This is a genomic window from Eggerthella sp. AM16-19 (assembly GCF_003474385.1).
In the GTDB taxonomy this organism is placed as follows: domain Bacteria; phylum Actinomycetota; class Coriobacteriia; order Coriobacteriales; family Eggerthellaceae; genus Senegalimassilia.
Map to the genome: position 1 here is coordinate 46,264 of NZ_QUCY01000008.1, position 26,550 is coordinate 72,813.

Sequence of the window (26,550 nt, forward strand, 5' to 3'; positions counted from 1 at the left end):
CGAAACAGCTACACTTCGGCGATCACCTCGACTTCGACTAGGGCGCCCTTGGGGAGTTTGGCCACGCCCACGGCGGAGCGGGCCGGGCGGGCATCGCCGAAGGACTTGGCGTACTCGGCGTTGAACGCGGCGAAGTCGTCGATGTCGTCCAGGAAACACGTGGCCTTCAGCACGTGGTCGAAGTCGGTGCCCGCCTCGGCCAGGATGGCGGCCACGTTCTTCATGACCTGCGCCGTCTGCTCCTCGATGGTGGTGCCGACAAGCTCGCCGGTCTCCGGGGACAGCGCGATCTGGCCGCTGGCGAACAGCAGGTTGCCGCACACGCGGCCCTGCACGTAGGGGCCGATGGCCGCGGGGGCGTTCGGGGTGGCGATGACCTTCATGATGGTCGTCCTTTCCGGGGCTTTGCGCCCCAACATGCGCGCTTATGCGCGCGGAACGGCAGCGCTTTGCACGCTTCGCCCCGAGCTGCCACATGGGCTGCACGGGGACGTAGCGCCAACCGTCCGGAAACCGGACAGCATCTTCGCACCCTTCCCAAGCCTTAAACCTAGGCAAAGCATCGAATTTTGTCGCGCTGATATGGAACCTCCCCATTGTAGCGCTCGCACGGCTATGATGTTCACCGACACTAAACCGCCGCGAACCGAAAACAAAAGGGGTGAAACTATGCTGACGTTGGACGCATTCGAAGAAGCCGCAGCCAAAGTCAAGGAAGTTACACAGGAGACGAAGCTTATTGAAAGCCCCTACTTCAGCGAGATTTCTCGCAACCGCGTGTTCTTCAAGCCCGAGAACATGCAGCGCACCGGTGCCTACAAGGTGCGCGGCGCCTACTATAAGATCAGCACGCTGACCGACGAGGAACGTGCGCACGGTCTGATCACCGCTTCCGCCGGCAACCACGCGCAGGGCGTCGCCTACGCCGCGCAGCATTACGGCGTCAAGGCCACCATCGTCATGCCCACCACCACCCCGCTCATCAAGGTCGAGCGCACCAAGGCCCTGGGCGCCGACGTGGTGCTGGCCGGCAACGTCTACGACGAGGCCTACGAACACGCGCTCAAGCTTGCCGAGGAGAACAGCTACACGTTCATCCACCCCTTCAACGACCTGGGCGTCGCCACGGGCCAGGGCACCATCGCCATGGAGATCGTGCAGGAGCTGCCGCTGGTCGATTACATCCTGGTGCCCATCGGCGGCGGCGGGCTTGCCACGGGCGTCTCCACGCTGGCCAAGCTGCTCAATCCCCACATCAAGGTCATCGGCGTGGAGCCCTCCGGCGCCGCATGCATGAAGGCCTCCCTTGAGGCGGGCCACGTGGTGAAGCTGCCGCGCGCCAACACCATCGCCGACGGCACCGCGGTGCTCGAGCCCGGCGACAAGATCTTCCCCTACATCCAAGAGAACCTCGACGGCATCATCACCGTCGATGACGACGAGCTGATCGCGTCGTTCCTGGATATGGTCGAGAACCACAAGATGGTCGTGGAGAACTCCGGCCTGCTCACCGTGGCCGCCCTTCGCCACCTGGACTTCCAGGGCAAGAAGGTCGTCTCCATCCTCTCCGGCGGCAACATGGACGTCATCACCATGTCCTCGGTGGTGCAGCACGGCCTGATCCAGCGCGACCGCATCTTCACCGTGTCGGTGCTTCTGCCCGACCGCCCCGGCGAGCTGGTGCGCGTGGCGCAGGTCATCGCCGACAACAAGGGCAACGTCATCCGCCTGGATCACAACCAGTTCGTCACCACGAACCGCCAAGCCGCCGTGGAGCTGCGCGTCACCATCGAGGCGTTCGGCACCGACCACAAGCAGCAGATCGTCAAGGCGCTCGAAGGCGAAGGCTTCCGCCCGAAGCTCATCAACGCGCATCTGTAAGGCAAACCCGGAGAGGGAATGAAGCTGCCGCATAAAACCCCTCGCCCTACAACCGCATACGCAAGTCGCACAACGCGCAGGCCCCTGACCGGTTTCTTTCGGGATTCGATTGGCTGGGGGTTTGCGCGTTTTCCCGTTTTGCACAGGGAAAACGCCGACGGGCTTCTCGAAGGGGCCTAGGAAGAAAGAACAGCATGGAAACCGCACTCATCAAAGTATTCGCCTTCGTCTGCATCATCATCGCAGGCTACTGGATGGGCCACGCCGGCAAGCTCGGCAACATGCCCGGCGAGTTCGTGTCGAAGATCGTGTTCACGTTCACGCTGCCTTGCGCGGTGCTGCACGCGTTCGGCGCTGCCGACTTCTCGCCGGAGATGCTGCTGCTCGTGCCCCTCGGCTTCGCCTTCGCCTTCGGCGCATACCTGGTCACCTTCGCCATCACCCCGCGCGCCAAGCGCAGCGAACGCGCGTTTTACCTGCTCAACGCCTGTGGTTTTAACCTGGGATGCTTCGCGCTGCCGTTCGTGCAGGCCATCTTCTCGCCCACTATGGCCGTGGCCACCTGCCTCTACGACGCCGGCAACGCGTTCATGATGGCCGGCGGCTCCTATGCGCTCACCGGCCTGATCGCCGGAGGCTCGCGCATCGAGCATCCGGTGCGATTCGTCGCCAAGCGCCTGTTCTCCAGCCTGCCCTTCGACACGTACCTGCTGATCATCGTGCTGTCGGTGGCGGGAGTGCGCCTGCCCTCCGAGCTGGTGGCCTTCACCGAGCCCATCGCCAATGCCAACTCGTTTCTGGCGATGTTCATGCTGGGGCTCATGATGAGCTTCTCGGTCTCGCGCGAACGCATGGCGAAGGTGGCCCGCCTGGTAGGTTTGCGCGCAGCGTTCAGCGTGGTGCTGACCTGCATCGTTTGGCTAGCACTTCCGATCGACGACGTTATGCGCGCCCTGCTCACGCTGCTGGTATGGAGCCCGGCAAGCGCGCTTGCGCCTATGTATACCCAGATGTCGGGCGGCGACGGCGGCCTGGCCGGCTTCGCGAACGCCCTCACCATCATCCTTGGCGTGATCGCCGCCACCCTCATCGCGCTGACGCTGGTGTAGCGGGTTGCGTGCGGGGGAGGCACCGGTCCGCCCGCCGGCGCCTTGCGGACCGGCGCCGCTTCCCCGCCGTGCCCGCCTTCGGCGAAAAATCTTTTGCGAAGATTCCCCAAACATGTTGACTGCGGTTTACTTATGCTTACTATGTTAGCCACGGATTACATGAATGGGAAGGAGCCGCTATGATCATAGGCGCATCAGGTGCAAGGCCGAGCCGCACCGCCGATCTTGAGCGCAAGCTGGTGCACCACTGCTCCCCTGCGCTTGCCGGGCTGAAGCCGGCGAACATGTTCGTATACCGCAAAGGCGCCGACGCCGGCGAAAACCCCGACGGAAGCGCCGCGCTCAGCGCCCTCGACTCAACCAAATTCGCCCATGATCTGGGCATCTGCCGCAAAAAACTCGAGCCGTGCGGAGTGCGTATCGAGATATTGGCACGGCGAAAGACCGGTTTGTTGTTGTACGTGTACCGTCCAACCATGCTGAGGGAATACCTTGCGCAGCCCGAGGTGTTCCGCTATCTGCAAGACGAGGGCTACGACCCCTCCGACCTTTCCGCCTGCATCGCCAAGCTGCACCGCCGCATCTGCGGAACCGACCTGGCCGCCACGCTTTCCGGCAGCTGTGCGTTCCCGCACGAGATCGGGTTCTTCCTGGGCTACCCCTTCGACGACGTGGTGGGCTTCATCGAGAACAAGGGCGAGAACAGCCTGTGCAGCGGCTGCTGGAAGGTGTACAGCCGCGCCCGCGATGCGCAGGCGTGCTTCTGCTGCTACAAAACCTGCACCGCCGCCTACGAGGACCTGTTCGACGAAGGCGTGCCCATCGACTGCCTTGCCTCCATCGACGAGAACTTCCCCGCTCAGGAGGCGTTCGCGGCAGCGGTGTAACCTGCGCCCGTAGACGCGAAAGGCTCGCAAACGCGCAAACGCCGCAAGCATGGAACGCCGGCGCCGGAACGCACCCTTGCCGCATTCGCGCCGAACGGTCGACGCGCTCGCCCGAAGCGCCTCGACCGTTCGGCACAAGACCGACGCTTCCCTTGCAAACGAAAGGATATGCAGATGAGCAAAGTAGCAGTGGTGTACTGGAGCGGCACGGGCAACACCGAGGCCATGGCAGATCTGGTGGCGCAGGGCGTGCGCGCGGCGGGCGGTACCGCCGACCTGGTGCAATGCAACGATTTCAGCGCTGACCGCATCGGTGACTTCGACGCGTTCGCCTTCGGCTGCCCGGCCATGGGCGACGAGGAGCTTGAGGACACCGAGTTCTTGCCCATGTACGACGAGGTCGAACCCGCGCTGTCCGGCCAGAAGGTGGCCCTCTTCGGCTCCTACGATTGGAACGACGGCGAATGGATGGAGCTGTGGGAGCAGCGCGCCGACGAGGCCGGCCTGAACGTGGTTGACAGCGTCATCGCCAAGGATTACCCCGACGATGACGCCGCCGCCGAGTGCATGCGCCTAGGCGCGTTGCTGGCATAACGCGGCTTACGATCCCCGGCGGTTCGCGAAACCTCCGATCCGCTACTCAGAAGGCTTCCCGCGGGAAGCCTTCTTCGCGTTTCCGCCCCCGCAGCATGAGCAGGAGGCCTTCTTCGTGCGTTTCCTCCCACAGCACGAGCCATCACCGGAGAACGTGCGAACGGCCCTTCTAGCCGCGAACACGGCGGCAACGGCGATGACGATGCAGATGATCACGGTCGCGACCATGGTCCCACCTTTCTTAGCTTTAGTTAACAGTACAAGGCGATTGTAGCACTTGTATACCCCCATGGGGCATATTCGGAGCGGTATTTCCCATTTATTCGCTAGGCTTATCGGCAGCATGAAAAACCAGGTATCTGAATTTCGAAATACCCCGCAGACGGAATCTCCTATATTCCTATTGACCCGCTTCCTTTGCTTCGGTATAACTACGAACCGTCATCAAGTTATATGAGAACAAGAAAGCCATAGTAATCGATTGAGGAGATAACCAGATGTCTGAGCAACAGAAGTACGCATTCGAAACCCTGCAAGTGCACGCCGGCCAGGAGCAGCCCGATCCGGCAACCGATGCCCGTGCCGTGCCGATCTACCTGACCTCGTCCTATGTGTTCAAGGATGCCGCCACCGCCGCCGGCCGTTTCGGCCTGACCGAGCCCGGCAACATCTACAGCCGCCTGACCAACCCCACGGTCAGCACCTTCGAGGAACGCGTTGCCGCACTCGAGGGCGGCGTGGGTTCCCTGGGCGTGGCGACCGGTTCCGCCGCCATCACCATCGCCGTGCAGAACATCGCCACCGCCGGCGACCACATCGTGTCCTCCACCAACCTGTACGGCGGAACGCTGAACCTGTTCGAGCACACGCTGGCCGAGCAGGGACTTTCCACCACGTTCGTCAACCCGGCCGACCTGGACTCCGTCGAGGCCGCCATCCAGGACAACACCAAGCTGCTGTACGCCGAGACGCTGGGCAACCCCAACTCCGACGTGCTCGACCTTAAGGCCTGGGCAGACATCGCGCACCGCCACAACGTGCCGCTGATCGTGGACGCCACCTTCTCCACGCCTTACCTGCTGCGCCCCATCGAGCACGGCGCCGACGTGGTCGTTCACTCCGCCACCAAGTTCATCGGCGGCCACGGCACGGCCATGGGCGGCGTGATCACCGATGCCGGCACGTTCGACTGGGCTGCGAACGCCGATAAGTTCCCCGGCGTGGCAAAGCCCAACCCCAGCTACCACGGCGTGGTGTTCACCGAGGCTGCAGGCCCCGCAGCCTACATCACGAAGGCCCGCGCCACGCTGCTGCGCGACCAGGGCGCCACGCTCTCCCCGTTCAACGCATGGTTGCTGCTGCTTGGCCTGGAGACGCTGTCCCTGCGCGTCGACCGTCACGTGGAGAATGCGCTGAAGGTGGTGGAGTTCCTGAACAACCATCCGCAGGTTGCTTCCGTGAACCATCCGGCGCTGGCGACCGGCCGCGCCAAGGAGCTCTACGATGAGTACTACCCGAACGGCGCCGGCTCCATCTTCACCTTCGACGTGAAGGGCACCGCCGACGACGCGCGCAAGTTCACCGAGTCCTTGAGCCTGTTCAGCCTGCTGGCGAACGTTGCCGACGTGAAGTCGCTGGTCATCCATCCGGCATCCACCACGCACTCCCAGCTGACCGAGGACGAGCTGCTGGCCGCAGGCATCAAGCCCACCACCGTGCGCCTGTCCATCGGCACCGAGAACATCGACGACATCATCGCCGACCTGGCCGCAGGCTTCGAAGCCATCAAGTAGCCCGTCAGCGACCGAACGCCCATGGCGGGACGACGCTACCAGCCCCTATCTCCCCAGCTAGAAGCGGAAGCCCCGCCAGGCGGCAACCCTCCAAACGCTATGGCGCTTCCGTTTCCCCAGCGGAGCGCGCCATAGCCGCGATCGGGGGTAGCTTCGCGAGATGCCCCCGATCGGAACAATCCCTTGCCAGGATTCCCTTTCGCCAGGATTCCCCGGTAACAAAGGAAGGCCCGCTCAAACGAGCGGGCCTTCGTGATAAGGCGGAATCATGTAACGAGAAGCGATTATCCGCGCGAAGCCGCATCGGGAACCAGCGGGCACGGGGCGGGACGATTGCCGCGACGCGCGAAGCGAACGAGAAAGCTTGCACCGGAAAGAGCCAATGCAATGCCCAGGCCCGTATAGAAGAACGCGATGAACCACACAGGGACCAGGCCGAACGCGCGAAGAGAGATACCTCCGGTCATCATGATGGCCATCATGACATAACCCGGTACATCGAAGAAATGCCAGATGCCTATGCGCTCGGCCTCGTAACCGGCGATGCGGATAGCATGCTTGCCCACCATCTTCGAGAAAACCTTGACGTGGAACAGCGTGAACACCACAACGGCGCCGATGACGAGCAGCCACCAGATTCCCTGATCCATCTGAGCGAACGACCGGATGCCCAGCCAGGCGATGTTCCCACCGGCGATAAGCCAAACGATGCCGGCGACTAAAAGCAACGTACGCTTCGAAACCTTCAGCATATCCGCCCCCCTCTGAAACGAAACGAACGGTATCGGCAAACCGATATCGATATCGATATTTAATATCAATAACTGTATCAACCCGCCGCTAAAGAATCCAGAGACCCACAAAACCTGCAAGCATACCCAACAAAGCCCCCACCACGACATCGCAAGGGAAATGCACGCCCGACACCACGCGGATGACCGCCAGCAACACCCCGGCAGCCATCATGACCGGCCCCGCCCATGCAAGCGGGCAGCAGGCGCAAAACGTCATGGCAATGACGAAGATGCTGAACGCGTGCCGGCTAGGGAACGAATTGCCGCGCGTATCCTTCGGGATGACGGGAGCGGCGTCGAACACCTCATACGGACGTGGCGCGTTGATGACCTTGCGCAGCACGGTGACCAGCACGAACGAGATACCCGGTACCAGCGCGGCGCGGAGCAGCATGCCCGCCGCACCGGCTGCACCGGTTGCCGCCGCATACGCCAGCCACGCAAGCAGGCACGGATACGCCACGTACACGGCGTCGGTGATGACCTTGTTCGCCAGCGACACGCCACGCGTCAGCACAGGACGCGCCCGCAAGGCATCGGTCATAGATATGTACGTGGTTTTTTGCATGCCAGCATTGTATCCGATAGACAAATCGCACGCACTCGCGCACGTTTATAATCGGCTGATGACCTGGTGTGATGCAACGTTTTCCCAGGTCAACGCACGCATATGGTTCCTGCCAAAAAACACGCAAATGTATGTGATCCCGCATGAAAAACGCCCGCAGACGGCGATGTCTGCGGGCGTCAAGCGCTGCTAGCGGTTGTTCACGGCCTCGGGATGCAGGTCGTGGTTTGCCAGGCGATCCCAGGCAACCTGCTCCCAGCGTGTGCCGGGCTTGCCGTAGTTGCAGTACGGATCGATGGAGATGCCGCCACGCGGCAGGAACTTGCCCCATACCTCGATGTACTTCGGGTCCATCAACGTGATGAGGTCCTTCATGATCACGTTGACGCAATCCTCATGGAAGTCACCATGGTTACGGAAGCTGAACAGGTACAGCTTCAGGCTTTTGCTCTCCACCATGCGCACGTCGGGCACGTAGGAGATGTAGATAGTGGCGAAGTCGGGCTGGCCGGTGATCGGGCACAACGCCGTGAACTCCGGGCAGTTGAACTTCACGAAGTAGTCGTTGCCGGCGTGCTTGTTGTCGAACGTCTCAAGCACGCCGGAATCGTAGGTTTGCGGATATTGCACGCCCTGGTTGCCCAGGAGCGACAGGTCGTCGGTACCGGCGCGCATAGGTTTCTCGTTGGTCATAGGTTCTCCTTAGGAAGCGCGGCCGGAAGGGCCGCGAGGGTTGTAAGGGTTCGGGACTGCTGGGTAAACGGCCGCTGCGCAGCGGAAGGCGACCCTTCTAGCGGCAGCCTCCTACCCTTGGGCATCCAGCTTGTCGAGCAGCGGGTCGCGCATGCCGTTGGCCTCAAAAGCGCGGTTGCGGTCGATGCACGTGCCGCATTTGCCGCACGGGCGCTCGCCGCCCTCGTAGCAGCTCCACGTAAGCTCGTAGGGAACGTCCAGCTCAAGACCGCATTTCACGATATCGGCCTTCGACCAGGACACGAAGGGCGCTTCCATGTGCAGCTGGCCCGCCGTGCCCTGCGTGATGGCAAGGTTCATGGCGTTCACGAACTCGATGGAGCAATCGGGATAGGCGTCGCCGGCCCAATCGTCATGATGCGCGCCGTAGAACAGCACGCTCGCGCCCAGCGACAGCGCCATGGACGCAGCGCTCGAGAGGAATAGTCCGTTGCGGAACGGCACGTACGTGCTGACCGGAGAGCCGTCCGCCTCGTCGATCTGATCGGCGTAGCTTTCCTCGGGAACGTCTTGCGAGGAGTGCTCGAGCAGGCTGCAGTCGCTGTCGGCAAAGATGGCGGAAAGATCGAGGAAGCGCTGCTCAACGCCGTAATGCGCGGCGACGGCCTTCGCGCTCTCGATTTCCTTCTCGTGACGCTGGCCGTAGGAGATGCTCAGGGCGAACACGTTCTCCGCGCCGAAGCGCTTGACCGCCAAGGCCAGAAGCGTGCTGGAATCCACGCCACCGCTGCTGAGCACGAGCGCCTTTTGCGGGTTCTCGCCGCACACCTTGCCGTTCTCGTCGCGCGATGCCGGGTCCTCGCCCAGCGTCCCGTGCACGCGCAGGTTCTCACACGCGTTGGCGGCCGCAGCCGCGAACGAGGAGAACGCCTGTCCTTCGAAAATGCCCATCCTTACACGCCCCTCTCGACATCGGGCCAAATGACCTTGTGCAGCTGCACTTGGGCGGTTGCCCAGGTCATTTGGTTCTCTTGCATGAATTCAACGATGCGCGCCGGCTCGATGTCCCCAAAGCACGGGCTCAGGTACACCGGCACGCGCCCCGGCAGATCGAGCTGCCGGGCAACTTCCAAAGCGCGCGGCAAATCGCCCTGCCCGCACACGAACTTCACCGTGTCGCGCGTGTCGAGCAGGCGGAAGTTCGCGGGCAGCATCCGCTGCTCCATGCCGCTTGATGGCAGCTTCCAGTCTACGGTGAAAGAGAGCACCCCGGGCGCAGCGTTGCCGATACGCGCGCGCAACTCGGCAAGTTCGTTCAAGTCGGCGGCGCCATTCGTCTCGATCTCCACGCGTAGGCCGCGGCCGCTCGGACCGGGTTCGCCCAGCAGCAGCTCCACCAGCCGCGGCAACAACGGCTGCAGCACCGGCTCGCCGCCGGTGAGCGTCACGCATTCCACGCCGGCCTGCCGCACCCACGCCGCCAGCTGCTCGGGGATTTCGTCCTTCGCCGCGGCATCCGGGACGTTCGCCCACATGGTGTCGCAATAACCGCAACGCAGATTGCAGCCGGTAAATCGGATGAACGCCGCCAGCTTGCCCGCGCACGCCCCTTCGCCATTGATGCTGACGAACCGCTCCGCAACCGGCATGGTCGCCTGTGAGCTGGACTGGTCGGCGCTTCGGCATTGCGATGCCGAGAACGCGTCGTGCAGGCTGCCGTAGGTTGCCGTTGCGTTTTCGTTTTCGCAGGTCATAGCTTCGCTACGCGCGGTAAATCGCGCAGTTGTTCGGCGTTTCGTACACGTCCACCTGCGACACGGGGAAACCCTGCTCGGCAAGCTTGCCGAAGAAGTAACGCGCCAGGTTCTCCGCGGTGGTGCGGAAGGGCATCATCGATAGCGTGAACCCCTCCTCACGCAGGCAATCAAGGGTTTTGGGCATGAGCGAGCCCTCCTCTACCACGAACGAGTGGTCGAGTTCCTCGGTAAGGTCGCGCAGCGCATGCTTGAAGTCCGCGAAGTCGATGACCATATCCTTGTGCGTGCCCTCGGTTTGCAGCTCGGCCTGCTCGAGATACGCCACCACGCGCCAGCGATGACCGTGCAGGTTCTCGCACTTGCCGTGGTAATCGGTCAGAAAATGCGCAGCGTCGAAGCTGCTCTCCGTTTTCAGCCCATACATAGCAAAAGCCCTTCCATCAAGCGAAAACCGCCGTCGGAAAGGCCCTTTTCGAAATGCGCGACAACCTGCAACGATGCAGCGGAAGCTGTTCACCCCCGCCGATAAAACCGCGCCGTCGCGCAAAACGCCCGCCACGATCAGCAGGCAAGGTACCTAGTTTTGTTTACCGACAGGAGGTTTTCGAACTGTCCATCAATCACGCGGCAAGTATACCGCCCCAAAGCCGCAAACAACGCCGCATCCGCACTTCCGCACGATAACCGCAAGCGCTAGAGCAGCGCCACCAGACACTTCAGCGGACACTTAAGAGACGTAGCACTTAGGGGACGTAGCGTTAAGTGTCCGACCTCATGGCGCTACCAGATTGGACACTTAACGCTACGTCCCCAATGTGTCCGCCCGAAGTGTCCGATGCCCCGCAGATGCCGAAAGCTAGAGCAACGCCAGCGTGCTTGCGATCAGCTCGTCCCAGGTGTGCGAGACGAACGAGGGGCGCTCGGCCGTCAATACGGGCTCGTTGAACATGCCCCAGGTCACCGCCGCGGTGCTTGCGCCTGCCGCGTTGCCGGATTGCAGGTCGAACGGGGCGTCGCCGACGTACAGGCACTCGCTGGGATCGAACCCCAGCAGCTCGCAACCGCGGACCACCGGCTGGGGATCGGGCTTCGGGCGCTCGATATCGTCCCAGCCCACACAGCAATCCAGATACGATGCGGCACCCACCATCTCAAGCCCGCGCCAGGCAACCGCATGACGCTTCGAAGTGACCACGCCCAGCTTCAGGCCAGCGCTTGCGAGCTCCGCCAGCGCCTCAACCGTTCCGGGGAACGCCTTGATCATCTTATCGTGCACCGTTTTGTTGTGCGTTCGATACACTTCGCAGAACCGCTCCTGCAGCACCGGATCGTCCGTGTAGTCCTTGACCTGCACGGCCAGCGGTTGCCCCACTTTCTGCAGGTACTCCTCGTCGCTGAGCTGACGGCCCAGCACCGCAGGACCCGCATAGTGGAAGCTCGCCAAAAGCAGCTCGCGAGAATCCACCAGCGTGCCATCGTTGTCGAACAAAACCGCTTTCAAACCAGCCATGATGCTCCTTATTTATCTATATGAGCCCGCTCCGCAAACCAACGGACGGCAACAGCGACCGCTTTCGAGTTGCGCCAACGCCATCGAAACCGCTCTCCCGCCGATTCCCATCGATCCGGACACTTAGTGCTACGTCCCCCGAATCGTCATGCCGCCGATTCCGGCCGGGTCGGATACTTAGCCCTACGTCCCCGAAGCGTCTGGGAAAAGAAAAAGGGCTGCCGGATTACCAGCAGCCCTTGCAATTCCATGGTGGAGATGATGGGATTCGAACCCACGACCCCTACGTTGCGAACGTAATGCTCTCCCAGCTGAGCTACATCCCCATGCGTATTGCGCTTTGCGCGAGAAAGTATTTTCCTCGTTCAAACGCTGTTTGTCAAATACTTCTTCGCGGGCATCCGCAAAAAGTTCACGGTTGAAACCGCTTACGACAGGACGCGCTCCTCCACGAGAGGAGACTCCACGCCCGGCTCGTCGCCTTCGGGAATGAAAGGCTCGAACAGCGGCTCGCCGTTCTGCGACAGCTCGACCATGCCGGTGAGCACGTCGACATACTGGTACGACTGACGGGCGGTGCGGCCGCGCTTGCGATCGACTTCCATGATGAACAGCTGCGGGTGCACCTGCATGAGCGTGCCCTCGCTCTCGACGATCTTGGAGCGGCCCATGTTGGCGCGCACTTTCAGGCGTTGACCGACGAAATCGTGTAACGTATCATGAATGGAGTCGACGATTTGCGCTTGTTTCGCTAAGTCCATAGTTGCTCTTTCCTACATAACACACAGATAACAGCTCAAAATTGTATCATGCGGGTCAATGCACGCTTACTTCTCCATGTTTTGCACCTAATTCCATAGCAGTTCGCACACAATGGCCATATTTTGGCTATAAGCCCTGCTGCAGCGCCAGCAGCGCTTTGCCCATGTTCACGAACTCGGCAAGAGACAGCGTCTCACCGCGACGTTTGGGGTCGATGCCCGCTTGCTCGAACAGATCCGGCAGATGCGGGCCCACCGCGGCGCCGCCGGCTCCGCGGCCGGCGAAGTAGGTTTTGCACGAGTTCGAAAGCGTTTTGCGGCGGCTGGCGAACGCGGCGTCGGCCATGGCGCAAGCGGCGCGCACCACTTCCCCGTCAAGCGGTTTCCCCTGCTCATCGAGCACAGGCGTGCGGTTCAGGCGGATGACCGCGCTGTCCACGCGCGGCGGCGGGAAGAAGTTGTTCGGGCTGACCGGGAAGCGCCCCGCCGGTTGCGCATACAGCCGCAGCTTCACCGTGTAGGCGCCGTAGTTCTTCGTGCCCGGCTCGGCGGCCATACGGTCGGCCACCTCCTTCTGCACCATCACCGTTGCAGAATCAAGCGATTCGATGCGCTGGAAATAGTCGAGCACCACCGTGGCGGCGACGGCGTACGGCAGGTTCGCCACCAGCTTGTTGGGGGCGTCTTGCCCGTCCAGGTCGGCAAGCTGCAGGTCAAGCGCATCTTTCTGGATAAGCGTGAACGAATCCCACCACGGCTCCAGCGTTTCGGCCAGCACCGCAGGCAAGTCGGTATCGCGCTCGATGGACGTGACGTGCTTCGCGTTTTGCAGCAGGGCCATGGTGAGCGTGCCGATGCCGGGACCGATCTCGAGCACGTTGTCCGCGCCCTCGAGCTCGGCCAGCGCTACGATCTTTGCCACGATGGCCTCGTTGACCAGGAAGTTCTGCCCAAGCGAGTACTTTGCCGAAAGCCCGTGATCTGCCAGCACCTGCCGAGTGACCGAAAGGTTGGCCAAAGACGATACGCTACCCACGGCGCTTCCCCTGCTTGCCGCGGCCGCCGCCCTGCTTCGAGCCGCCCTTGCCGGACTTGCCCTGCCCGCTTTTGCCCTTGGGGGCATGCGGGTTCTCGTGCTTGGCCTGCACCGTGCCGTTCGTGCCGCGCTTGGCGTTGGCGTGCTTCTTCTGAGCCGAACGCTTGCGACCGTGCTGCGCCGCATCGATGCGACGGCCGTCCTCGTCAAGCTGGATGACCTGGCGCTCGGCGCCGTTCTCGCCCAGGTTCAGGCGCGCGCGGTTCTGGCGGCGTTGCGCCTGAGAGGCCAGCTGAGCGGCGAAATCGTCCTCGGCGAACGTCTCGGGCTCGAACTCGTCGGCCTGCTCCGCCGGTTCATCTTCGGCAGGGAACCCCTGATCGCCAGCGCCCTGGTCGGCCATCTTGCCCCCGGCAAAGGCACGCACCACGGGCCCCTCGACGGGATACTCGTCGGCCTCGTCGACGATCTCGCCGGATTCATCGATCTTGCCGACCCAATCCAGCACTCGCTCCAAACGGAAGCCCGCCACAGCGGCGGCAGAGCGGACGCACCCCACAAGCGGGTCGAAGCCGTGCGGATCGCCGCCCTCGCCCACCACGTGCAGCGTGCAGGGGCGCTTGAGCGCACGGGTGCGCGTCCAGAAATACGGCTGGAAACGATCAAGCATGCACTTGAGCTGCGAAGACGGGCCGGCGAAATACACCGGCGCCACGACGATCAGCTCGTCGGCATCCTCGAGCAGCGGGTACACGTCGTCCATGTCGTCGCGGATAGCGCAACGGCGCGGCGCCTCGTCCTCGGCGCGCTGCTCCTCGAAGGCCTCCTCCTCGACGGCCTCCTGCTCGGTCATCGCGCCCTGCGCCTTGCGCTTGCAGAAATCGCAGGCGTTGCATCCGGCCACGTCGAGCGTGGATACAGGCGCCAGGTACACCTCGTCTTCCGGGCACTCCTCGATGCAGCTTTCGAACAAAAGGTCCGCAAGCGCGCCGCTTCGCCCCTCGACGCGAGGCGAGCCGACGATGATCAGGCGTTTCATTCGCAATTCCTTTCAGTTGCGGCGGTTTGCGCATGTTCGATCTGCCAGGGTGTGGGTGGGCGGTCCAACAATGCGCGCGCGTTTTGCGCGATTTGAGCCAGCATCTCGTTTCTGGCCTTCTCGGTTTCGCACCCGAGCACCTCGGCCATGCACGCCGCGGTGAACACGGTGTGCGCGGGGCCGCACGGCACGCCGCGCATGGGCTCGGGCGTCATGTACGGCGAATCGGTTTCGGTGAGCAACAGGCGGCGGGGTGTGCGCGCGACCGCGTCGCGCGTGTCTTGGCAGCGCTTGAACGTGAGCGCGCCGCCCAGAGCAACGAAGCAACCGCGGTCAACCCAAGGCTCGAGTGTCTCCCAGTCCAGGTCGAAACAGTGCAGCAGCGTGCCCGACTCGGGGAAGCCCTCCTCGCACAGGATGGCGAACGCCTCGTCATGCGCCTCGCGCACATGCAGCGCCGCGGGAAGGCCCGTGGTATGCGCCAGGCGGATTTGACGGCGAAACGCCCTTCGCTGATCCTCGCGCGGTGACAGGTCGTAATGATAGTCCAGGCCGATTTCGCCCACGGCACATATGCGCGGGTCGGCCAGGCAATTGACCAGGCGAGATTCCATGGCGTCATCGTAAAAGCGCGCATTATGCGGATGCACGCCGGCCGCCAGGCGCAGGCGCGGCAACGGACGCGATGCCGCATCGTCGGGCAGCGCGAAGCATGCGGGATCGGCACCGTCGGGCAGATGCGTCAGCTCGTCGCCGCCGGCTGTCAACACCTCGCGCGTGCGCTCCACCGCTTCGGGCAAGCGCGACTGCGCCTGGGCGTACCAATCGTCGATGCGCTCGAACACGTCCGGGGCATCTTCCTGCACATCGATGATGTCGCAAACGAAGTTCACGCCCCACGCCGCGCAGCGCGCGAACTCCAGGGCCGGATCCGCCAGCAGATGCACATGCGCGTGCGTATCCACCACCGGACCGGCAATCCGCGGCGGCTCCACCAGGCGAAACTTTCCATGCTTGCGTTTCTGCCGAAACAGCGCGTCGGCGAAAACCGGTTGTTGCTCTTCCTCGGCCATGCATCCCTTCCCTATACATATATATGCAGCAGGGCGAAGGGTCTCCCCTTCGCCCTGACACTTAACGCTACGTCCCCGAAATGTCAGGACTTGAAGTGTCGCGATGCGCGGCGCGGCGAAGGAGGCTCCTTCGCCGCGATCCGCCTCAGCATCAAGCGTTCCGCCTGCCGTTTGGCAGGCGGAACCTCTTTATTCCTCGATCTGGATCTCGTCCATGTTCAGGCGTGGGAACAGCGGGTCGCCCACGGTGACCGTGTTGCCGGCGGGCAGCTGGCCCCACTTCGTGGCGTCCTCGACGTCCACCACGTCGGTGACCTTGCCCAGGCTCAGGCGATCGAAGACCTCGTTGGAGGTGTTCGGCATGAACGGGGCCATGTACAGCGCGATGATGCGGATGGCCTCGAGCGCGTTGTAGATGACGGCGGCCAGGTCGCCCTGCGTCTCCTCCTTCTTCGCCAGGTTCCACGGGGCGCTTTCCTCGACGTAGAGGTTCACGCGACCGGCAAGCTCCTGCACCGCGGCGGCGGCGCCGGTGAAGTCGACCTGGGACATGCAGGCGTCGTACTTCGCGTACAGCTGCTCGACGATGGGCAGCATGGGGTTGGCAACGCGCTCGGCGGCGTCGGCCGGCACAGCGGGCACCTTGCCGTCGAAGTACTTGTTCGTCATGTTGAACACGCGGCTGCACAGGTTGCCCCAGGTGTTGGCCAAATCGGCGTTGTACACCTGCACCATGCGCTCCATGGAGATGTTGCCGTCATGACCGAACTGCACATCGGACATGAAGTAGTAGCGGTACGCGTCAACGCCGAAGATCTTCACCAGATCGGCGGGCTTCATGCCGTTGCCCTTGGACTTCGACATCTTCTCGCCCTTGGTGAGCAAAAAGCCGTGGCCGAACACCGTGTGCGTGATGGGCAGGCCGGCGGCCATGAGCATGGCCGGCCAGATGACGCAGTGAAAACGCGTGATGTCCTTGCCCACGAAGTGGTACTGCATGGGCCAGCGCTGCTCGAACTCGCCGGCGCGCTGCTCGTCGCCGTAGCCGATGCCCGTGAGGTAGGCCAGCAGGGCGTCGGCCCACACGTAAGCCACATGGCCCTCGTCGAAGGGCAGCGGCACGCCCCAGTCGAAGGTGGAACGGCTGATGGACAGGTCCTTCAGACCGCTCTTCACGAAGGTGACCACCTCGTTCTTGCGCGTTTCGGGGCGGATGAAGTCAGGGTTCTCCTCGTAGAACTTCAGCAGCGGCTCCTGGAACTCGGAAAGCTTGAAGAACCAGTTCTCCTCGCCGCCGGCCTTCTGCACCGGGCGATGGCAATCGGGGCACACCAGCTCGCCGTCCTCGTTCTTCTCAAGGTCGGACTCGGCGTAATAGGTTTCCTCGTGCACGCAGTACCAGCCCTCATAGCTGCCCTTGTAGCACCAGCCCTTGTCGAACAGGTCCTGCCAGAACTTCTGCACGGTGCGGGCGTGGCGCGACTGGGTGGTGCGCACGAAATCGGTGTAGGTGATGTCGAGCAGATCCCACACGTTGCGGAACGCCGGCTCCATGGAATCGCACCAGGCCTGCGGGGTCATGCCCTTCGACTCGGCGGTATCGGCCACTTTCTGGCCGTGCTCGTCCATGCCCGTGACGAACGCCACGTCGTAACCGTTCATGCGCTGGTAGCGCGCGACGGTGTCGGCGGCGACGGTGGTGTAGGCCGTGCCCAGATGGGGCTCGGCGTTCACATAATAGATGGGCGTGGTGAACGAGTAGGTTCCCTTTGACATGGTGCTTCCTTTTGCTCGCGGCCGCAGTCGGGCGAATGATGCCCCGCCAACCTGGGTTTTCGCAGTGCTCCCGATTGTACCACGCGGGGACGGCGCGAAGCTTGCCCCCAAGCCTGCCACCACGCAATCATCGGGCGATCCGGCGGGCTCGAGCGCTTGTGCACGTTTAATGAGCGGCACGTTTTGAACATATCCGACCGGTATAATCAATGCTAATTGTTATAAATCGAAGGATGGCGGATGTTTTCTAACAAACTTCAAATGAACCCGAGCAGCCGCCCTCGCCACCGCTTGCCGCTGACCGTCGCCTTGAGCGCGACGTTGGCCTTCGCAAGCGTGCCGGTCGCGGGCATGGCTCAGCGAACCGCATGGGCAGAGGACATCGACACGAACGTGCAGGCAGACGCCGCACAACAGGAGGTCGAGCGCACTGCCGCCGAGTACGACCAGGCCATAAGCCGCATCGACGATCTGAATCAGCAGATCGCCGACAACGAAGCGCGCATCGCCGAGATCGAGGACACCCTTCCCACTCAGCAGGAGCGCAGCTCCGCTGCCGCGGTGAAGCTGTACAAGACCCAGGCTTCCACGCCCGGCTTGCTGGAAATGGTCCTCAGCTCCGAGAACATCGTGGATTTCTTCACGTCGCTTGAGTACGTGTCCCACATCTACAGCAGCAACCAGGCCGAGATCAAGCGCCTTAGCGAGTTGAAAGACGAGCTCGACCAAACGAAGCGCGGCCTTTCGCAGGCGAAGAAGGACGCCGACGCCGAGGCAGCCAACGCCGAGCAGGCGCTTTCCGCCGCCCAGCAGGCGCGCCAGGAGGCCCAGCGCAAAGCGCAGGAGGAAGCGGCCCGCCAGGCCGAAGAGGCCGCAAAGGCTGCTGAAGCCGAGGCAGCCAAAGCCGAAGCTGCAAAGGAGGCGGACAAGCAGGAGCAGGCCGATTCCGCCAGCGCTCCGGCTGCCGCCGAGGCAGCGGGCGGATCTTCCGCGGGCACCGTGGAGGCGCCCAGCGACGACGGCGCCGACTGGGCAAGCGAGCGCGACGTGTTCGTGACGCAGTGGGCCGGCCGCATCGACGCATATCTGGCCGGTTCGCCTATGGCAGGCACGGGCAAGGTGTTCGCCGAGGCCGCTTGGGATTACGGCGTGGACCCGCGTTGGTCGCCCGCCATCTCCAACACCGAAAGCTCCAAGGGCCTGTACTGCTCCGGCAGCTGCAACGCCTGGGGCTGGGGCGGCTGCAGCTGGGGAAGCTGGGAAGAGGCCATCCGCGACCACGTGGCCGGCCTTGCCCGCGGCTACGGCTACACCATCTCGGTGGAGGCGGCCAAGAAATACTGCCCGCCGAACTGGGAACACTGGTACAACGCAACGCTTGCGCAGATGAATACGATCTAAAGGGAAACCCGGCCACGAGCCGGGTTTCTTGTTTTTAGGGGAGGACGATTTGCAAGTTCTTGCCCTGCCTCGTCTCGCGGTTTTGCGTTTGCGTCACAGAAACTCTCGCCTACGAGCCAGCAAAAACGCAAACCCTAACAATACACCCATTATAGCAAGCAACGAGAGAAGCCCGTGACCAGCCCCAGGCAACCATGATGCGTGACCCACATTTGCAGTCTCGAACAAGAACGAAAGAGGATTGGGGAAAATAATCGAACCACCAAGAATGTTGTGCGCAACATCGTAGATAAACGAATCGTGACCGTGCACCGCAGGCAAGCAAAGCACTCCCAAAATTGCTATTGCTCCCTTTGTAGTCACGAAAGTCCGCACAACATAGAACACCGCAAATAACGCTATCTGAGAGACAGCACAGTACAGATAGACCGTAGCGACTATTTCTGTCACCGGCACAATTTCAAGCGTAAGCCCCTTATTGACGCACGCGAAACGACTTGCTGTGGCGTCGAAGTTGCAAAAGCCCCCCGTAAGCAACACGCCAAACAATATCAGCGACACTATGAAAGCCAGCGAAACCGCAACCGAGACAATTACGGCATCCACTAACTGAGCACCCGCCAAGCGAACGCGACTTCCCGAAAGAACAACCGCAACCGGCACCTCACGCGCCTGCCACAACCACCCAAGATAAAACGCCGAGAGCACCGGACACACCAACCACAACAGAGGAATCCCCCGCGCCGAATCGCAAGCATCAAGCAAGCAATCCATAGCGCACAGCCCTATGTCGACGGAAACCGCCGTTTTCACGCACGCAAAAGATGCAGCAACAATCCCGACCAGCAACGCTGCAAACGGTAAGCTTTTATGCATCCTAAACAAGCCTCCAAACGAACGTATCGCCGTCTTTCGCTCGGAAAAACGCAAGCTGCTCATTGCTGCTCCGCAGTTGACCCGAGAAGGAAGCCTTTTATATTCGTGGTTTCAAGGCCGATAATGTCTTCGCCAACGGTTAGATAAACGGTAGCATTGTCAAACAAATCCTTCCGACAAATAAACGACATACCAAATTCCACCGACTCATGCGGTTGAACAGTCGCGTTATAGTAACTCTTGGTGTTCGGCTCGCCCAATTCAAACCAAATAGGGTCGGCCCCATACAGCAATGGCACCCTTTCGCCAGCTTCATTGAAAGGCATCAGTCGGAAAGTCCCCATGTTAAACGTTCTTGCAACATCTTCGTTATTTGTCACGCGAAAACGAGCGTTCACAAACGCCCAGCCATCGGAAGCAACACCGTCCTCGTTAATCTCCCAATGCCCGCCCACGCTTTCATCTGCCTGGCCACTCGTCCAAAGGGGGACCGCACCTAATGGCAACGACGGGTCAACGCTATATTCAAGCAGCGTTATGACAAGATCCCCTTCGTCCTCTGATGCTTTATTAATAATCGAACTATTAAAAGGAAGTCCTTCCGAAACTCTCGCACCTTGCACATCCGATGCATCGCCCGGGTCTACAGACACCTCCCCCGTATGGGAAGAAGGGAGTGAAGAACACCCGCACAATAGGGCTAGAAGCGCGACAATCAGTCCAGTTGTTACAGTCAACGTCCTAGCATCCTTCGCAAAACGTACTATCGCATTAATCATATTCACTTCCATTCAGCACGCATTCGAGCGACAACCAGAAGCAACAGCGCCGCAGCATCAACAACAACCGCAATAAACACGCTCATCAGCGGCTCAATCAAGCCTGACCCGAATATCGCAGAACGAGCAACCATCGCATAATCCAACAAAGGAAACGCCGTTGGCGCATACGCCGAACCAACAGCCAATCCAAGCAACAACAACATAGCCAGGGGCCGACCAGCAATCGTGCAGAACGCCGCAACACCCAATGCCACCGCAATTAGCCAGGCAGCATTCGCAACGAACATAAGTCCCAAGTCCGCAAGCTCTAACGAGCTGACCTCTTCCCCAACTAACAGCTGGACATACGGAGAAAGCGAGCATATATCGCCTTGAGCCAGCACGCCTAATGCGGCTGGGACAATATATGCAATGACAGCAAGCTCAGCTAGCAGCAACAAGACAACCGTTACCAACCACAGCAACATGATCAGAGCTTGCCTTTTCCTGCCCCCGCACCTCAAAGCAACCGGCAAAGTGCACTTATACCCAGCCGAACAGCACGCTGCAAAGCCAACCAACAAAAATAAAAGAACCCATGCGATATTCAGCATCAACACCTCGTTTATCGCACCAGACGGCTCCTTCATGCCAAATAGGAAAAACAGCAGGCAGTCAAACCAGGCTACGTTCAACGAACCGGATACCCCGTCATACAAAGGGTCAACCCCCAACGTAGCCAACGCATCAATCAAACCATCAGCCTCCCAAACCGACCTTGCTAGAAGAGCCGCCGACAGCACCCCATAAATCACCAGGGCAAAAGAAACCGATTGATTCATCTTCCACATATAGCCAATACCTAGCACGGCCCAATGTTGCTTTGCCGAATTCATCGCGTACCCTCAAAATGCTCAGCCTGAAAAACGGTAATACCAAACAACGTTGCAATGGCAAGCACTTGTAGCCCGGCCGAAATAACAAATATTGAAGGCTGAGGTTGAAACGGCAATATCGCATTAATAGGAGCAAATCCCGCAAACGCGGAACCCTGCAAAGCAAATTGAAGAGCGAAGCACGCTGCCATGGGAATAAGCAAGACGACGAACCGGCTAGCGATCAAAAACGACAGAGCGTAAGACAACATCACGCAAGCAACGCCCAAACCTACCGCCAGCGCAGAAAACAGAGCAATAAACGCTAGCGGACATGTGAAGAAAACGCTCGCCAGCGTATTGCTCGGCCCCACAAAGAACGTAGACTCAGCAGAGTCCGGCCACAATGCAGGCACCAAGCAGGCCGTCGCCACAACATTCAGCACCAGCGGAACAACAATCACAACGACTGCCGCCAAACTGGCAGCAAACACCTTCGAGGCAACGTAGCGTCCCCTGCCAATACGCGAAACAACCTGGCATGCGTATCCGGAACGAACATCAGAGCACAAGGAGCTCGCTGCAGGAAAACAAGCTAGCAATGGAAGCGCGTAGTAAAACATCATCGTGAAGACCGAATACGCAGTAAGCCCAATCCAAGTATTGTAGGACGACGGAGGAAACGCACCATTGGCGCCGCTTCGCCACATTTGCCAACCGTCCGAATACGCAAACGGAGCAGAAACCATGGCAACTTGGGCAACAGAAAGCGCCGAAGCAGCAAACAAAGCTACAGCAAAACCACCGGAGCCAAATGTTCGCTTAATCTCATACGCAATTGCACGTGTCATTCTATTCCCCTTCCCCTACATTTGCCGAAAAGGAAAATACTTCGAAAGCGAGCTTGTTAGAAAGCTGGATATACGTCTTTTGCGGATATGTCGCTGTCACCAAGTTAAATGATGCATTTTCAAACGTATCCCATTCGCGGCTAAAGCCAAACTGATTGTCGGACGCAACATAAGGAACCAGCATCTCCACAGACCGCCCCGCAGCAAGACGTCCCGCCATGCCCGCAACGTTATTAATCTTGCAAAACAATCTGAGGTCCATGCCATTCGCCCAAGCGCCAGCCTGAGCCTTTAGACAAGCGGGCTCCACCATCTGCTCATTACTGCTCTTGTTGAAAAAAGCAACCCGAACAATAAGAATTTTAGTCTCCGTATCAGGCCCCAATATATCCAATTCGCTTTGGCAATCAGGAAAAGCAGACAGTGCTTCATCTTTGGACAGAACGCAATAGTTAAGCACTCTGGCATATACATCAGAACCAGCGGAGTTCAAGATTGGCATATCTTCAGAAATCGAATAGCTAGCAGAAGGTTTCTGCTGAGATAAATTATTGACTGAGTAGATGCGAAGCGCACAAGCTGCAACCAATATTATTACAAGCGAAAGTGCAATAGCTAATTTAATAGGACACTTTGCGGAAACCGTGTTCTTTGTTTGCCGCATCTTAACCGTCTGCCTTCTCTCGACTTATCAAACGCCCTTCGGCCATGACGAAGATCTCGTCAGCCAGAAGATCCAACTCTTCGGCATCGTGGCAAGCCACAACAATAATTGCCCCGCGCTCTCTTTCTTCACGCACAATTGTTTCTACGCACGCAACTCCAGATGGGTCAAGCGCATTGATAGGCTCATCCAGGAGAATGAGGCCAGGATGTTCCATAATGGCGCACGCAATCCCCAAGCGCTGTTGCATGCCGAGCGAGTATTTGCGATAAGGCCGCTTATCATCAAGGTCAAGACCGACACACCGAAGGGCTTCTGCTACATCCTCATCGCTGGCAATCCCACGCAGCCCAGCAAGCAACTGCAGGTTCTTAAACCCTGAGTATCGAGGCAAAAACGACGGAGTTTCAATCAATAAGCCCACAGAAGCCGGGAAGTCAATATCTTTCCCTAGTTTTTTACCATCAACAAAAACGCCTCCCGATGTTGGGAAGAGCAAACCAGCAATTGCACGCAACAACATCGTTTTGCCAGACCCGTTTTTACCACGTAGGCCATAGCATGTTCCTGGTTCAAGAGTTAGATTGACGTCGTCAAGAACCGTTATATCTTTTATAACTTTAGTGTAATGCGATATTTCTACGCGCATCAGGGCTCCATTCAAATAGGGCGCCGCCAAAAGCAACGCCCCTAACCTCGCTAGATACTATCAGGACTCCAGACGCCAGAAATTGTCGTGTTGTAGCTGTTAGGATTGTTGAACCACAGAAGCGCTTGAGGAAAGCCTCTCTCTTTTACGTTGTTGAGAAGATATCCGCTTTTGCCCGCATTCCAATAATAAATGGGGCTACCAACAAATTTGACATCCCAAACGTATCCTGTTGCCGCAACCTCAACATAATGGTTCGCTCCACCATAGCAAGCATCCCATGCCGACGAATCGTTAAGCTTGCTCCTAGCGGACGTATACGACACGTCTGAAGCATACGCATAACTCGAGTAAGAGCTATCGCCCCAATTACCCTGGCTGTAATCATACGCAAATGCCGAGTCGCTTGCGCTAACAGCAACGCCAAAAGCCAACGCACAAGCCGCCAAAGCAGCTGCAAACTTAAGCTTTAGTGAGCCACCTTTTCCAACATACTCCATAATCATCTCCCTTCATTCTTGATTGCGTGCCTATCCGATATCGGGTGAGCCATTTGTAACACGGTTATTGTTGCGCAAATAAACACCATCGGTTTGCGATGGGCAACTAATTGTTATCCATGCCTTATGCCAATTCCGCAAATAGCAAAGTCGAAGTCCTTATATAATCAAAAGTAAATCCAATCACGATCGGATCAGCGTATGAATATTCAGCAGCTCAGCTATTTTTCGACGGCGGTAGACACGAGCAGCTTTAAGGAAACCGCTCAAACACACTTCGTAACACCCGCCGCCATATCAAAAGCACTAGGAGATTTGGAAACAGAGCTCGGCATAAAGCTATTCGTAAAGGAAGGGCGCGCTATCGTTCCAACAGAGAAAGCCTTGCTCCTTAAGCCCCTTGCCGACAACATCAGCCGCAATGTCAAAGAGTTCGAGCGCTTAGCCAAGCTTCCCAAAGAAAAAAGTGACACCCCCAGAACATTTATCCTTGCAGCAGCCTATGCCCCAGCAAGAAGCAAACTTATCAACCGAGAAGGAGTGGAGGCGCTGAAACGCCTTGACCCACAACGAAGAATTCTCGTAGTAAGAAGAGATAGCGGGTCATGTTTATCTGCCGTAATTGAGGGCTCCGTTGATGCCGCGCTCATCCTTGGGAAACCAAAGAGCGATTCGCTGACATCCGCTCGCGTCGGAACGTCCCAATCAATCGTAGTCGTCAATAAAAGCAACCCACTCGCAAATCTAACGACCATTTCACCCAATGACCTTCGCTCTGTCGCCGTCGGGTGGCCCCACGATATACGATACGCTTTGCCCCTACTGCTCGATTTATTCGATAAGTCAGACGTCGAGCCGCATTTTACGCACCTCTGTACAATCGAGGACAACACACAGTTCATTAGTGAGGACAAGGGTTGTCTCATAGCCACCAATGAACCTTATATAGCAAGTACTTATCCAAATGCAGCATTTCTCCCCTTCGCCGACGGAGAGGCAGATGTTCCAGTTTTCCTTGTCTGGAAAAAGGAAGACAACGACCCTCTGCTTGAAGAGCTTACCGAGACGCTAGAGGCCATCCTAAAACGGCGCTAACAACGAAATACCTTCGGACCATCCCTCCTCACCACAATGGCACGACAGCCCCGTTATTTCGCAACGCTTCCCATCTTCGGCAGGACGAACATGCCCAGCACGAACGCGATCACGGGGACGCCGCATTGCAGCCAGAAGCTGAAGTCGAAGCCGCCGAGGTCGACACCTAGCGCGTTTTGCGAGGTCAACGCCATAGCGGCGATAAACACCGATGCCGAAAGGCTGCCGATGAGCTGTCGCGCGGAGGTGATGATGGCCGACGCCTGCGCCAGTTCGTCGGGATCGAGCGTGGTGCACGCCCACGCTGTCAGCGGCATCATCAGGCACGCGATGCCCGTCGCGCGAACGCCGTAGAGCACCGTGACAACCCATTCGGGGGCGCTGGCGGGGATAAGGGCGAACGCCACCGTGCCCGCAAGCACCGTAACGCAGCCCGCCACAATAAGCGGGCGCGGGCCGCGACGGTCCAGCAAGCGCCCGGTGATGGGGTTCATCACGCCCATCATGATGGCGCCGGGCAGAAGCGTCAGGCCCGACACCGTGGCGGAAAACCCCTGGATATCCTGCACGAACAGCGGCACCATGATCGACGGCGCCATGAACATCATGTGCGCGCAGATGACGATGAGCGTGGAGACGGCGAACGTCTTGTCGCGGAAGCATTGCAGCCTCAGGAACGGTTCGGGAACGCGCAGCTGACGACGCGCGAACACGACAAGCCCGGCCACGCCCAGCAACAAGGGGGCGATGAAGCCCGCGCCCACGAACCCGCCCGATTCCAGCATGGTGGCAGCGATCATCACCAGCACGAAGCCGCCGGAATATAGAAGCGCCGATACCAGGTCGAAATGGCCCGGATGGTCGGGGCGACGCACCACGTCGTCGAGCAGCAGAACCGTCAGAACCATCACCGCAAGCGCGATGGCGCCGAGCATCCAGAACATGGAGCGCCAGCCCCACGCGTCGATGAGGAAGCCGCTGATGGTCGGGCCGATGGCAGGCGCGAACCCGATAATCATGCCCACGATGGCCGCGGCCTGGCCATACTGGCTTTTCGGGTAGATGTTCAGCGCCACCAGCTGCACGAGCGGCAGGCAGATGCCGGCGCCGCCGGCCTGCAGCAGGCGCGCCGCCAGCAGGCAGGGATAGTTCGGCGCGAAGATGGCTGCAGCGCACCCGATGGCGAACGACGCCATGGACGCGAAGAACAGCTTCTTGGAATCGAACCGGTTCATCAGATAGCCCGTCATGGCGCTGACCAGTCCCAACACGAAGATGTACGCCGTGGTGAGCAGCTGGCCGGAGCTTGCGCTGATGCCGTACTCGTGCATGACCGCCAGCAGCGCGGCGATCATCATGCTTTGGGAGATGCACGCCGCCGTGGTACCCGACACCATGATGCCCAGCACCACACGGCGCTGCCGCAGGGGCAAGCCGTCGCGCTCGGGTTCGGGGTCGGCTACAGCAGCCGGCGCAGCGGTTTTCAAACGAGACGCGTTCGCCGCGTCTTCGAGGTTGGTTTCGTTCGTATCCATACCGCGATGGTAGCAGTTGCAGCGCACCCGCAACCATCCGCGCACGAAACGCGCACGGAAGGAGGCCTTCCA

Annotated in this window: 29 protein-coding genes and 1 tRNA gene; 7 read left to right on the forward strand and 23 right to left on the reverse strand. The window is 59.9% G+C overall.

Translation table 11 applies throughout. From position 1 onward, the window contains the following. Positions 1-8 precede the first annotated feature (8 nt). Positions 9-383, reverse strand: coding sequence for a RidA family protein (locus tag DW178_RS04440; protein ID WP_042432748.1), 375 nt, complete (start codon positions 381-383; stop codon positions 9-11). Between the two features lie 286 nt (positions 384-669). Here DW178_RS04440 and ilvA point away from each other — a divergent pair, with 286 nt between their 5' ends. From ilvA to DW178_RS04460, 4 genes are all read left to right on the forward strand, one after another. Continuing rightward, complete coding sequence (gene ilvA / locus DW178_RS04445) at positions 670-1,881, forward strand: threonine ammonia-lyase (RefSeq protein WP_118349872.1); 1,212 nt, start codon at positions 670-672, stop codon at positions 1,879-1,881. A gap of 194 nt (positions 1,882-2,075) precedes the next feature. Beyond that, the gene (locus DW178_RS04450) at positions 2,076-2,990 is read left to right on the forward strand and encodes an AEC family transporter (RefSeq protein ID WP_118349873.1); all 915 of its coding nucleotides are present in this window, start codon (positions 2,076-2,078) and stop codon (positions 2,988-2,990) included. 179 nt (positions 2,991-3,169) lie between these two features. Beyond that, on the forward strand, positions 3,170-3,877 hold the full coding sequence (locus DW178_RS04455) for a DUF3793 family protein (RefSeq protein WP_118349874.1): 708 nt from the start codon (positions 3,170-3,172) through the stop codon (positions 3,875-3,877). Between the two features lie 174 nt (positions 3,878-4,051). Then, positions 4,052-4,471: a flavodoxin gene (locus DW178_RS04460; RefSeq protein WP_042432742.1), complete on the forward strand. Its 420-nt coding sequence runs from the start codon at positions 4,052-4,054 to the stop codon at positions 4,469-4,471. Between the two features lie 42 nt (positions 4,472-4,513). On the opposite strand, the gene DW178_RS04465 is transcribed toward DW178_RS04460, so the two are convergent. Beyond that, a complete protein-coding gene (locus DW178_RS04465) occupies positions 4,514-4,699 on the reverse strand; it encodes a hypothetical protein (RefSeq protein WP_118349875.1) in 186 nt (61 codons plus the stop codon). A gap of 269 nt (positions 4,700-4,968) precedes the next feature. Between DW178_RS04465 and DW178_RS04470 the strand changes: the two genes are divergently transcribed. After that, a complete protein-coding gene (locus DW178_RS04470) occupies positions 4,969-6,264 on the forward strand; it encodes an O-acetylhomoserine aminocarboxypropyltransferase/cysteine synthase family protein (RefSeq protein WP_118349876.1) in 1,296 nt (431 codons plus the stop codon). Positions 6,265-6,548: 284 nt separating this feature from the next. Here DW178_RS04470 and DW178_RS04475 read toward each other — a convergent pair whose 3' ends face one another. The 13 genes from DW178_RS04475 to metG all read right to left on the reverse strand — a co-directional run bounded on the left by DW178_RS04475 (position 6,549) and on the right by metG (position 17,271). Continuing rightward, positions 6,549-7,016, reverse strand: coding sequence for a hypothetical protein (locus DW178_RS04475; protein ID WP_118349877.1), 468 nt, complete (start codon positions 7,014-7,016; stop codon positions 6,549-6,551). Between the two features lie 88 nt (positions 7,017-7,104). After that, positions 7,105-7,626, reverse strand: coding sequence for a phosphatase PAP2 family protein (locus DW178_RS04480; protein ID WP_118349878.1), 522 nt, complete (start codon positions 7,624-7,626; stop codon positions 7,105-7,107). A 189-nt stretch (positions 7,627-7,815) separates the two neighbouring features. Then, positions 7,816-8,319: a preQ(1) synthase gene (gene queF / locus DW178_RS04485; protein WP_199669241.1), complete on the reverse strand. Its 504-nt coding sequence runs from the start codon at positions 8,317-8,319 to the stop codon at positions 7,816-7,818. 111 nt (positions 8,320-8,430) lie between these two features. Continuing rightward, on the reverse strand, positions 8,431-9,270 hold the full coding sequence (queC, locus tag DW178_RS04490) for a 7-cyano-7-deazaguanine synthase QueC (RefSeq protein WP_118349879.1): 840 nt from the start codon (positions 9,268-9,270) through the stop codon (positions 8,431-8,433). Positions 9,271-9,272: 2 nt separating this feature from the next. Beyond that, positions 9,273-10,073, reverse strand: a complete 801-nt coding sequence (locus DW178_RS04495) for a radical SAM protein (protein WP_199669242.1) — start codon at positions 10,071-10,073, stop codon at positions 9,273-9,275. A 7-nt stretch (positions 10,074-10,080) separates the two neighbouring features. Then, positions 10,081-10,500, reverse strand: coding sequence for a 6-pyruvoyl trahydropterin synthase family protein (locus DW178_RS04500; RefSeq protein WP_118349880.1), 420 nt, complete (start codon positions 10,498-10,500; stop codon positions 10,081-10,083). A 432-nt stretch (positions 10,501-10,932) separates the two neighbouring features. After that, on the reverse strand, positions 10,933-11,586 hold the full coding sequence (locus DW178_RS04505; protein WP_118349881.1) for an HAD family hydrolase: 654 nt from the start codon (positions 11,584-11,586) through the stop codon (positions 10,933-10,935). Between the two features lie 250 nt (positions 11,587-11,836). Next, positions 11,837-11,912 (reverse strand) — tRNA-Ala (locus tag DW178_RS04510). A 102-nt stretch (positions 11,913-12,014) separates the two neighbouring features. Beyond that, complete coding sequence (locus tag DW178_RS04515) at positions 12,015-12,347, reverse strand: Veg family protein (RefSeq protein WP_118349882.1); 333 nt, start codon at positions 12,345-12,347, stop codon at positions 12,015-12,017. A gap of 127 nt (positions 12,348-12,474) precedes the next feature. Continuing rightward, on the reverse strand, positions 12,475-13,383 hold the full coding sequence (rsmA, locus tag DW178_RS04520) for a 16S rRNA (adenine(1518)-N(6)/adenine(1519)-N(6))-dimethyltransferase RsmA (protein ID WP_118349883.1): 909 nt from the start codon (positions 13,381-13,383) through the stop codon (positions 12,475-12,477). Continuing rightward, positions 13,376-14,422, reverse strand: coding sequence for a flavodoxin family protein (locus DW178_RS04525; RefSeq protein ID WP_118349884.1), 1,047 nt, complete (start codon positions 14,420-14,422; stop codon positions 13,376-13,378). Before DW178_RS04525 ends, rsmA begins: the two co-directional genes overlap by 8 nt. After that, the gene (locus DW178_RS04530) at positions 14,419-15,495 is read right to left on the reverse strand and encodes a TatD family hydrolase (RefSeq protein WP_118349885.1); all 1,077 of its coding nucleotides are present in this window, start codon (positions 15,493-15,495) and stop codon (positions 14,419-14,421) included. The genes DW178_RS04525 and DW178_RS04530 overlap by 4 nt, the downstream gene beginning before the upstream one ends. Before the next feature lie 189 nt (positions 15,496-15,684). After that, positions 15,685-17,271 (reverse strand): methionine--tRNA ligase, encoded by a 1,587-nt coding sequence (metG, locus tag DW178_RS04535; protein ID WP_118349886.1) that lies wholly within the window; start codon positions 17,269-17,271, stop codon positions 15,685-15,687. Positions 17,272-17,511: 240 nt separating this feature from the next. On the opposite strand from metG, the gene DW178_RS04540 reads away from it, so the two are divergent. Then, a complete protein-coding gene (locus tag DW178_RS04540; protein WP_158574056.1) occupies positions 17,512-18,672 on the forward strand; it encodes a coiled-coil domain-containing protein in 1,161 nt (386 codons plus the stop codon). A gap of 93 nt (positions 18,673-18,765) precedes the next feature. On the opposite strand, the gene DW178_RS04545 is transcribed toward DW178_RS04540, so the two are convergent. From DW178_RS04545 to DW178_RS11150, 7 genes are read right to left on the reverse strand one after another with little or no spacing between them, the layout of a single operon-like run. Next, the gene (locus DW178_RS04545) at positions 18,766-19,611 is read right to left on the reverse strand and encodes a hypothetical protein (protein ID WP_118349888.1); all 846 of its coding nucleotides are present in this window, start codon (positions 19,609-19,611) and stop codon (positions 18,766-18,768) included. Continuing rightward, positions 19,608-20,339 (reverse strand): hypothetical protein, encoded by a 732-nt coding sequence (locus tag DW178_RS04550; protein WP_147363810.1) that lies wholly within the window; start codon positions 20,337-20,339, stop codon positions 19,608-19,610. The genes DW178_RS04545 and DW178_RS04550 overlap by 4 nt, the downstream gene beginning before the upstream one ends. After that, entirely contained in the window at positions 20,330-21,205 is an 876-nt protein-coding gene (locus DW178_RS04555) for a hypothetical protein (protein ID WP_118349890.1), read from the reverse strand. The genes DW178_RS04550 and DW178_RS04555 overlap by 10 nt, the downstream gene beginning before the upstream one ends. Continuing rightward, the gene (locus DW178_RS04560) at positions 21,202-22,035 is read right to left on the reverse strand and encodes a hypothetical protein (protein WP_118349891.1); all 834 of its coding nucleotides are present in this window, start codon (positions 22,033-22,035) and stop codon (positions 21,202-21,204) included. The genes DW178_RS04555 and DW178_RS04560 overlap by 4 nt, the downstream gene beginning before the upstream one ends. A 1-nt stretch (position 22,036) precedes the next feature. Continuing rightward, complete coding sequence (locus DW178_RS11145; protein WP_147363811.1) at positions 22,037-22,699, reverse strand: DUF5028 domain-containing protein; 663 nt, start codon at positions 22,697-22,699, stop codon at positions 22,037-22,039. Between the two features lies 1 nt (position 22,700). Further along, positions 22,701-23,348, reverse strand: a complete 648-nt coding sequence (locus tag DW178_RS04570; RefSeq protein WP_118349893.1) for an ATP-binding cassette domain-containing protein — start codon at positions 23,346-23,348, stop codon at positions 22,701-22,703. 50 nt (positions 23,349-23,398) lie between these two features. Next, entirely contained in the window at positions 23,399-23,848 is a 450-nt protein-coding gene (locus DW178_RS11150) for a DUF2712 domain-containing protein (RefSeq protein ID WP_147363812.1), read from the reverse strand. Positions 23,849-24,049: 201 nt separating this feature from the next. On the opposite strand from DW178_RS11150, the gene DW178_RS04575 reads away from it, so the two are divergent. Next, complete coding sequence (locus DW178_RS04575; RefSeq protein ID WP_118349894.1) at positions 24,050-24,943, forward strand: LysR family transcriptional regulator; 894 nt, start codon at positions 24,050-24,052, stop codon at positions 24,941-24,943. 53 nt (positions 24,944-24,996) lie between these two features. Here the strand turns inward: DW178_RS04575 and DW178_RS04580 are convergent, their stop codons facing one another. Then, the gene (locus DW178_RS04580; RefSeq protein ID WP_118349910.1) at positions 24,997-26,478 is read right to left on the reverse strand and encodes a DHA2 family efflux MFS transporter permease subunit; all 1,482 of its coding nucleotides are present in this window, start codon (positions 26,476-26,478) and stop codon (positions 24,997-24,999) included. Between the last annotated feature and the right edge of the window lie 72 nt (positions 26,479-26,550).

Coding starts and splice junctions, on each gene's coding strand:
- ilvA (WP_118349872.1), top strand. CDS start 670: ATGCTGACGTTGGACGCATTCGAAGAAGCCGCAGCCAAAGTCAAGGAA.
- DW178_RS04530 (WP_118349885.1), bottom strand. CDS start 15,495: ATGGCCGAGGAAGAGCAACAACCGGTTTTCGCCGACGCGCTGTTTCGG.
- DW178_RS04450 (WP_118349873.1), top strand. CDS start 2,076: ATGGAAACCGCACTCATCAAAGTATTCGCCTTCGTCTGCATCATCATC.
- DW178_RS04470 (WP_118349876.1), top strand. CDS start 4,969: ATGTCTGAGCAACAGAAGTACGCATTCGAAACCCTGCAAGTGCACGCC.
- queF (WP_199669241.1), bottom strand. CDS start 8,319: ATGACCAACGAGAAACCTATGCGCGCCGGTACCGACGACCTGTCGCTC.
- DW178_RS11150 (WP_147363812.1), bottom strand. CDS start 23,848: ATGGAGTATGTTGGAAAAGGTGGCTCACTAAAGCTTAAGTTTGCAGCT.
- DW178_RS04495 (WP_199669242.1), bottom strand. CDS start 10,073: ATGACCTGCGAAAACGAAAACGCAACGGCAACCTACGGCAGCCTGCAC.
- DW178_RS04575 (WP_118349894.1), top strand. CDS start 24,050: ATGAATATTCAGCAGCTCAGCTATTTTTCGACGGCGGTAGACACGAGC.
- DW178_RS11145 (WP_147363811.1), bottom strand. CDS start 22,699: ATGCGGCAAACAAAGAACACGGTTTCCGCAAAGTGTCCTATTAAATTA.
- queC (WP_118349879.1), bottom strand. CDS start 9,270: ATGGGCATTTTCGAAGGACAGGCGTTCTCCTCGTTCGCGGCTGCGGCC.
- DW178_RS04570 (WP_118349893.1), bottom strand. CDS start 23,348: ATGCGCGTAGAAATATCGCATTACACTAAAGTTATAAAAGATATAACG.
- DW178_RS04505 (WP_118349881.1), bottom strand. CDS start 11,586: ATGGCTGGTTTGAAAGCGGTTTTGTTCGACAACGATGGCACGCTGGTG.
- DW178_RS04560 (WP_118349891.1), bottom strand. CDS start 22,035: ATGACACGTGCAATTGCGTATGAGATTAAGCGAACATTTGGCTCCGGT.
- DW178_RS04545 (WP_118349888.1), bottom strand. CDS start 19,611: ATGAGCAGCTTGCGTTTTTCCGAGCGAAAGACGGCGATACGTTCGTTT.
- DW178_RS04525 (WP_118349884.1), bottom strand. CDS start 14,422: ATGAAACGCCTGATCATCGTCGGCTCGCCTCGCGTCGAGGGGCGAAGC.
- DW178_RS04555 (WP_118349890.1), bottom strand. CDS start 21,205: ATGAATTCGGCAAAGCAACATTGGGCCGTGCTAGGTATTGGCTATATG.
- DW178_RS04460 (WP_042432742.1), top strand. CDS start 4,052: ATGAGCAAAGTAGCAGTGGTGTACTGGAGCGGCACGGGCAACACCGAG.
- DW178_RS04515 (WP_118349882.1), bottom strand. CDS start 12,347: ATGGACTTAGCGAAACAAGCGCAAATCGTCGACTCCATTCATGATACG.
- DW178_RS04500 (WP_118349880.1), bottom strand. CDS start 10,500: ATGTATGGGCTGAAAACGGAGAGCAGCTTCGACGCTGCGCATTTTCTG.
- DW178_RS04540 (WP_158574056.1), top strand. CDS start 17,512: ATGTTTTCTAACAAACTTCAAATGAACCCGAGCAGCCGCCCTCGCCAC.
- DW178_RS04550 (WP_147363810.1), bottom strand. CDS start 20,339: ATGGAAGTGAATATGATTAATGCGATAGTACGTTTTGCGAAGGATGCT.
- DW178_RS04475 (WP_118349877.1), bottom strand. CDS start 7,016: ATGCTGAAGGTTTCGAAGCGTACGTTGCTTTTAGTCGCCGGCATCGTT.
- metG (WP_118349886.1), bottom strand. CDS start 17,271: ATGTCAAAGGGAACCTACTCGTTCACCACGCCCATCTATTATGTGAAC.
- DW178_RS04455 (WP_118349874.1), top strand. CDS start 3,170: ATGATCATAGGCGCATCAGGTGCAAGGCCGAGCCGCACCGCCGATCTT.
- DW178_RS04480 (WP_118349878.1), bottom strand. CDS start 7,626: ATGCAAAAAACCACGTACATATCTATGACCGATGCCTTGCGGGCGCGT.
- DW178_RS04440 (WP_042432748.1), bottom strand. CDS start 383: ATGAAGGTCATCGCCACCCCGAACGCCCCCGCGGCCATCGGCCCCTAC.
- DW178_RS04580 (WP_118349910.1), bottom strand. CDS start 26,478: ATGGATACGAACGAAACCAACCTCGAAGACGCGGCGAACGCGTCTCGT.
- DW178_RS04465 (WP_118349875.1), bottom strand. CDS start 4,699: ATGGTCGCGACCGTGATCATCTGCATCGTCATCGCCGTTGCCGCCGTG.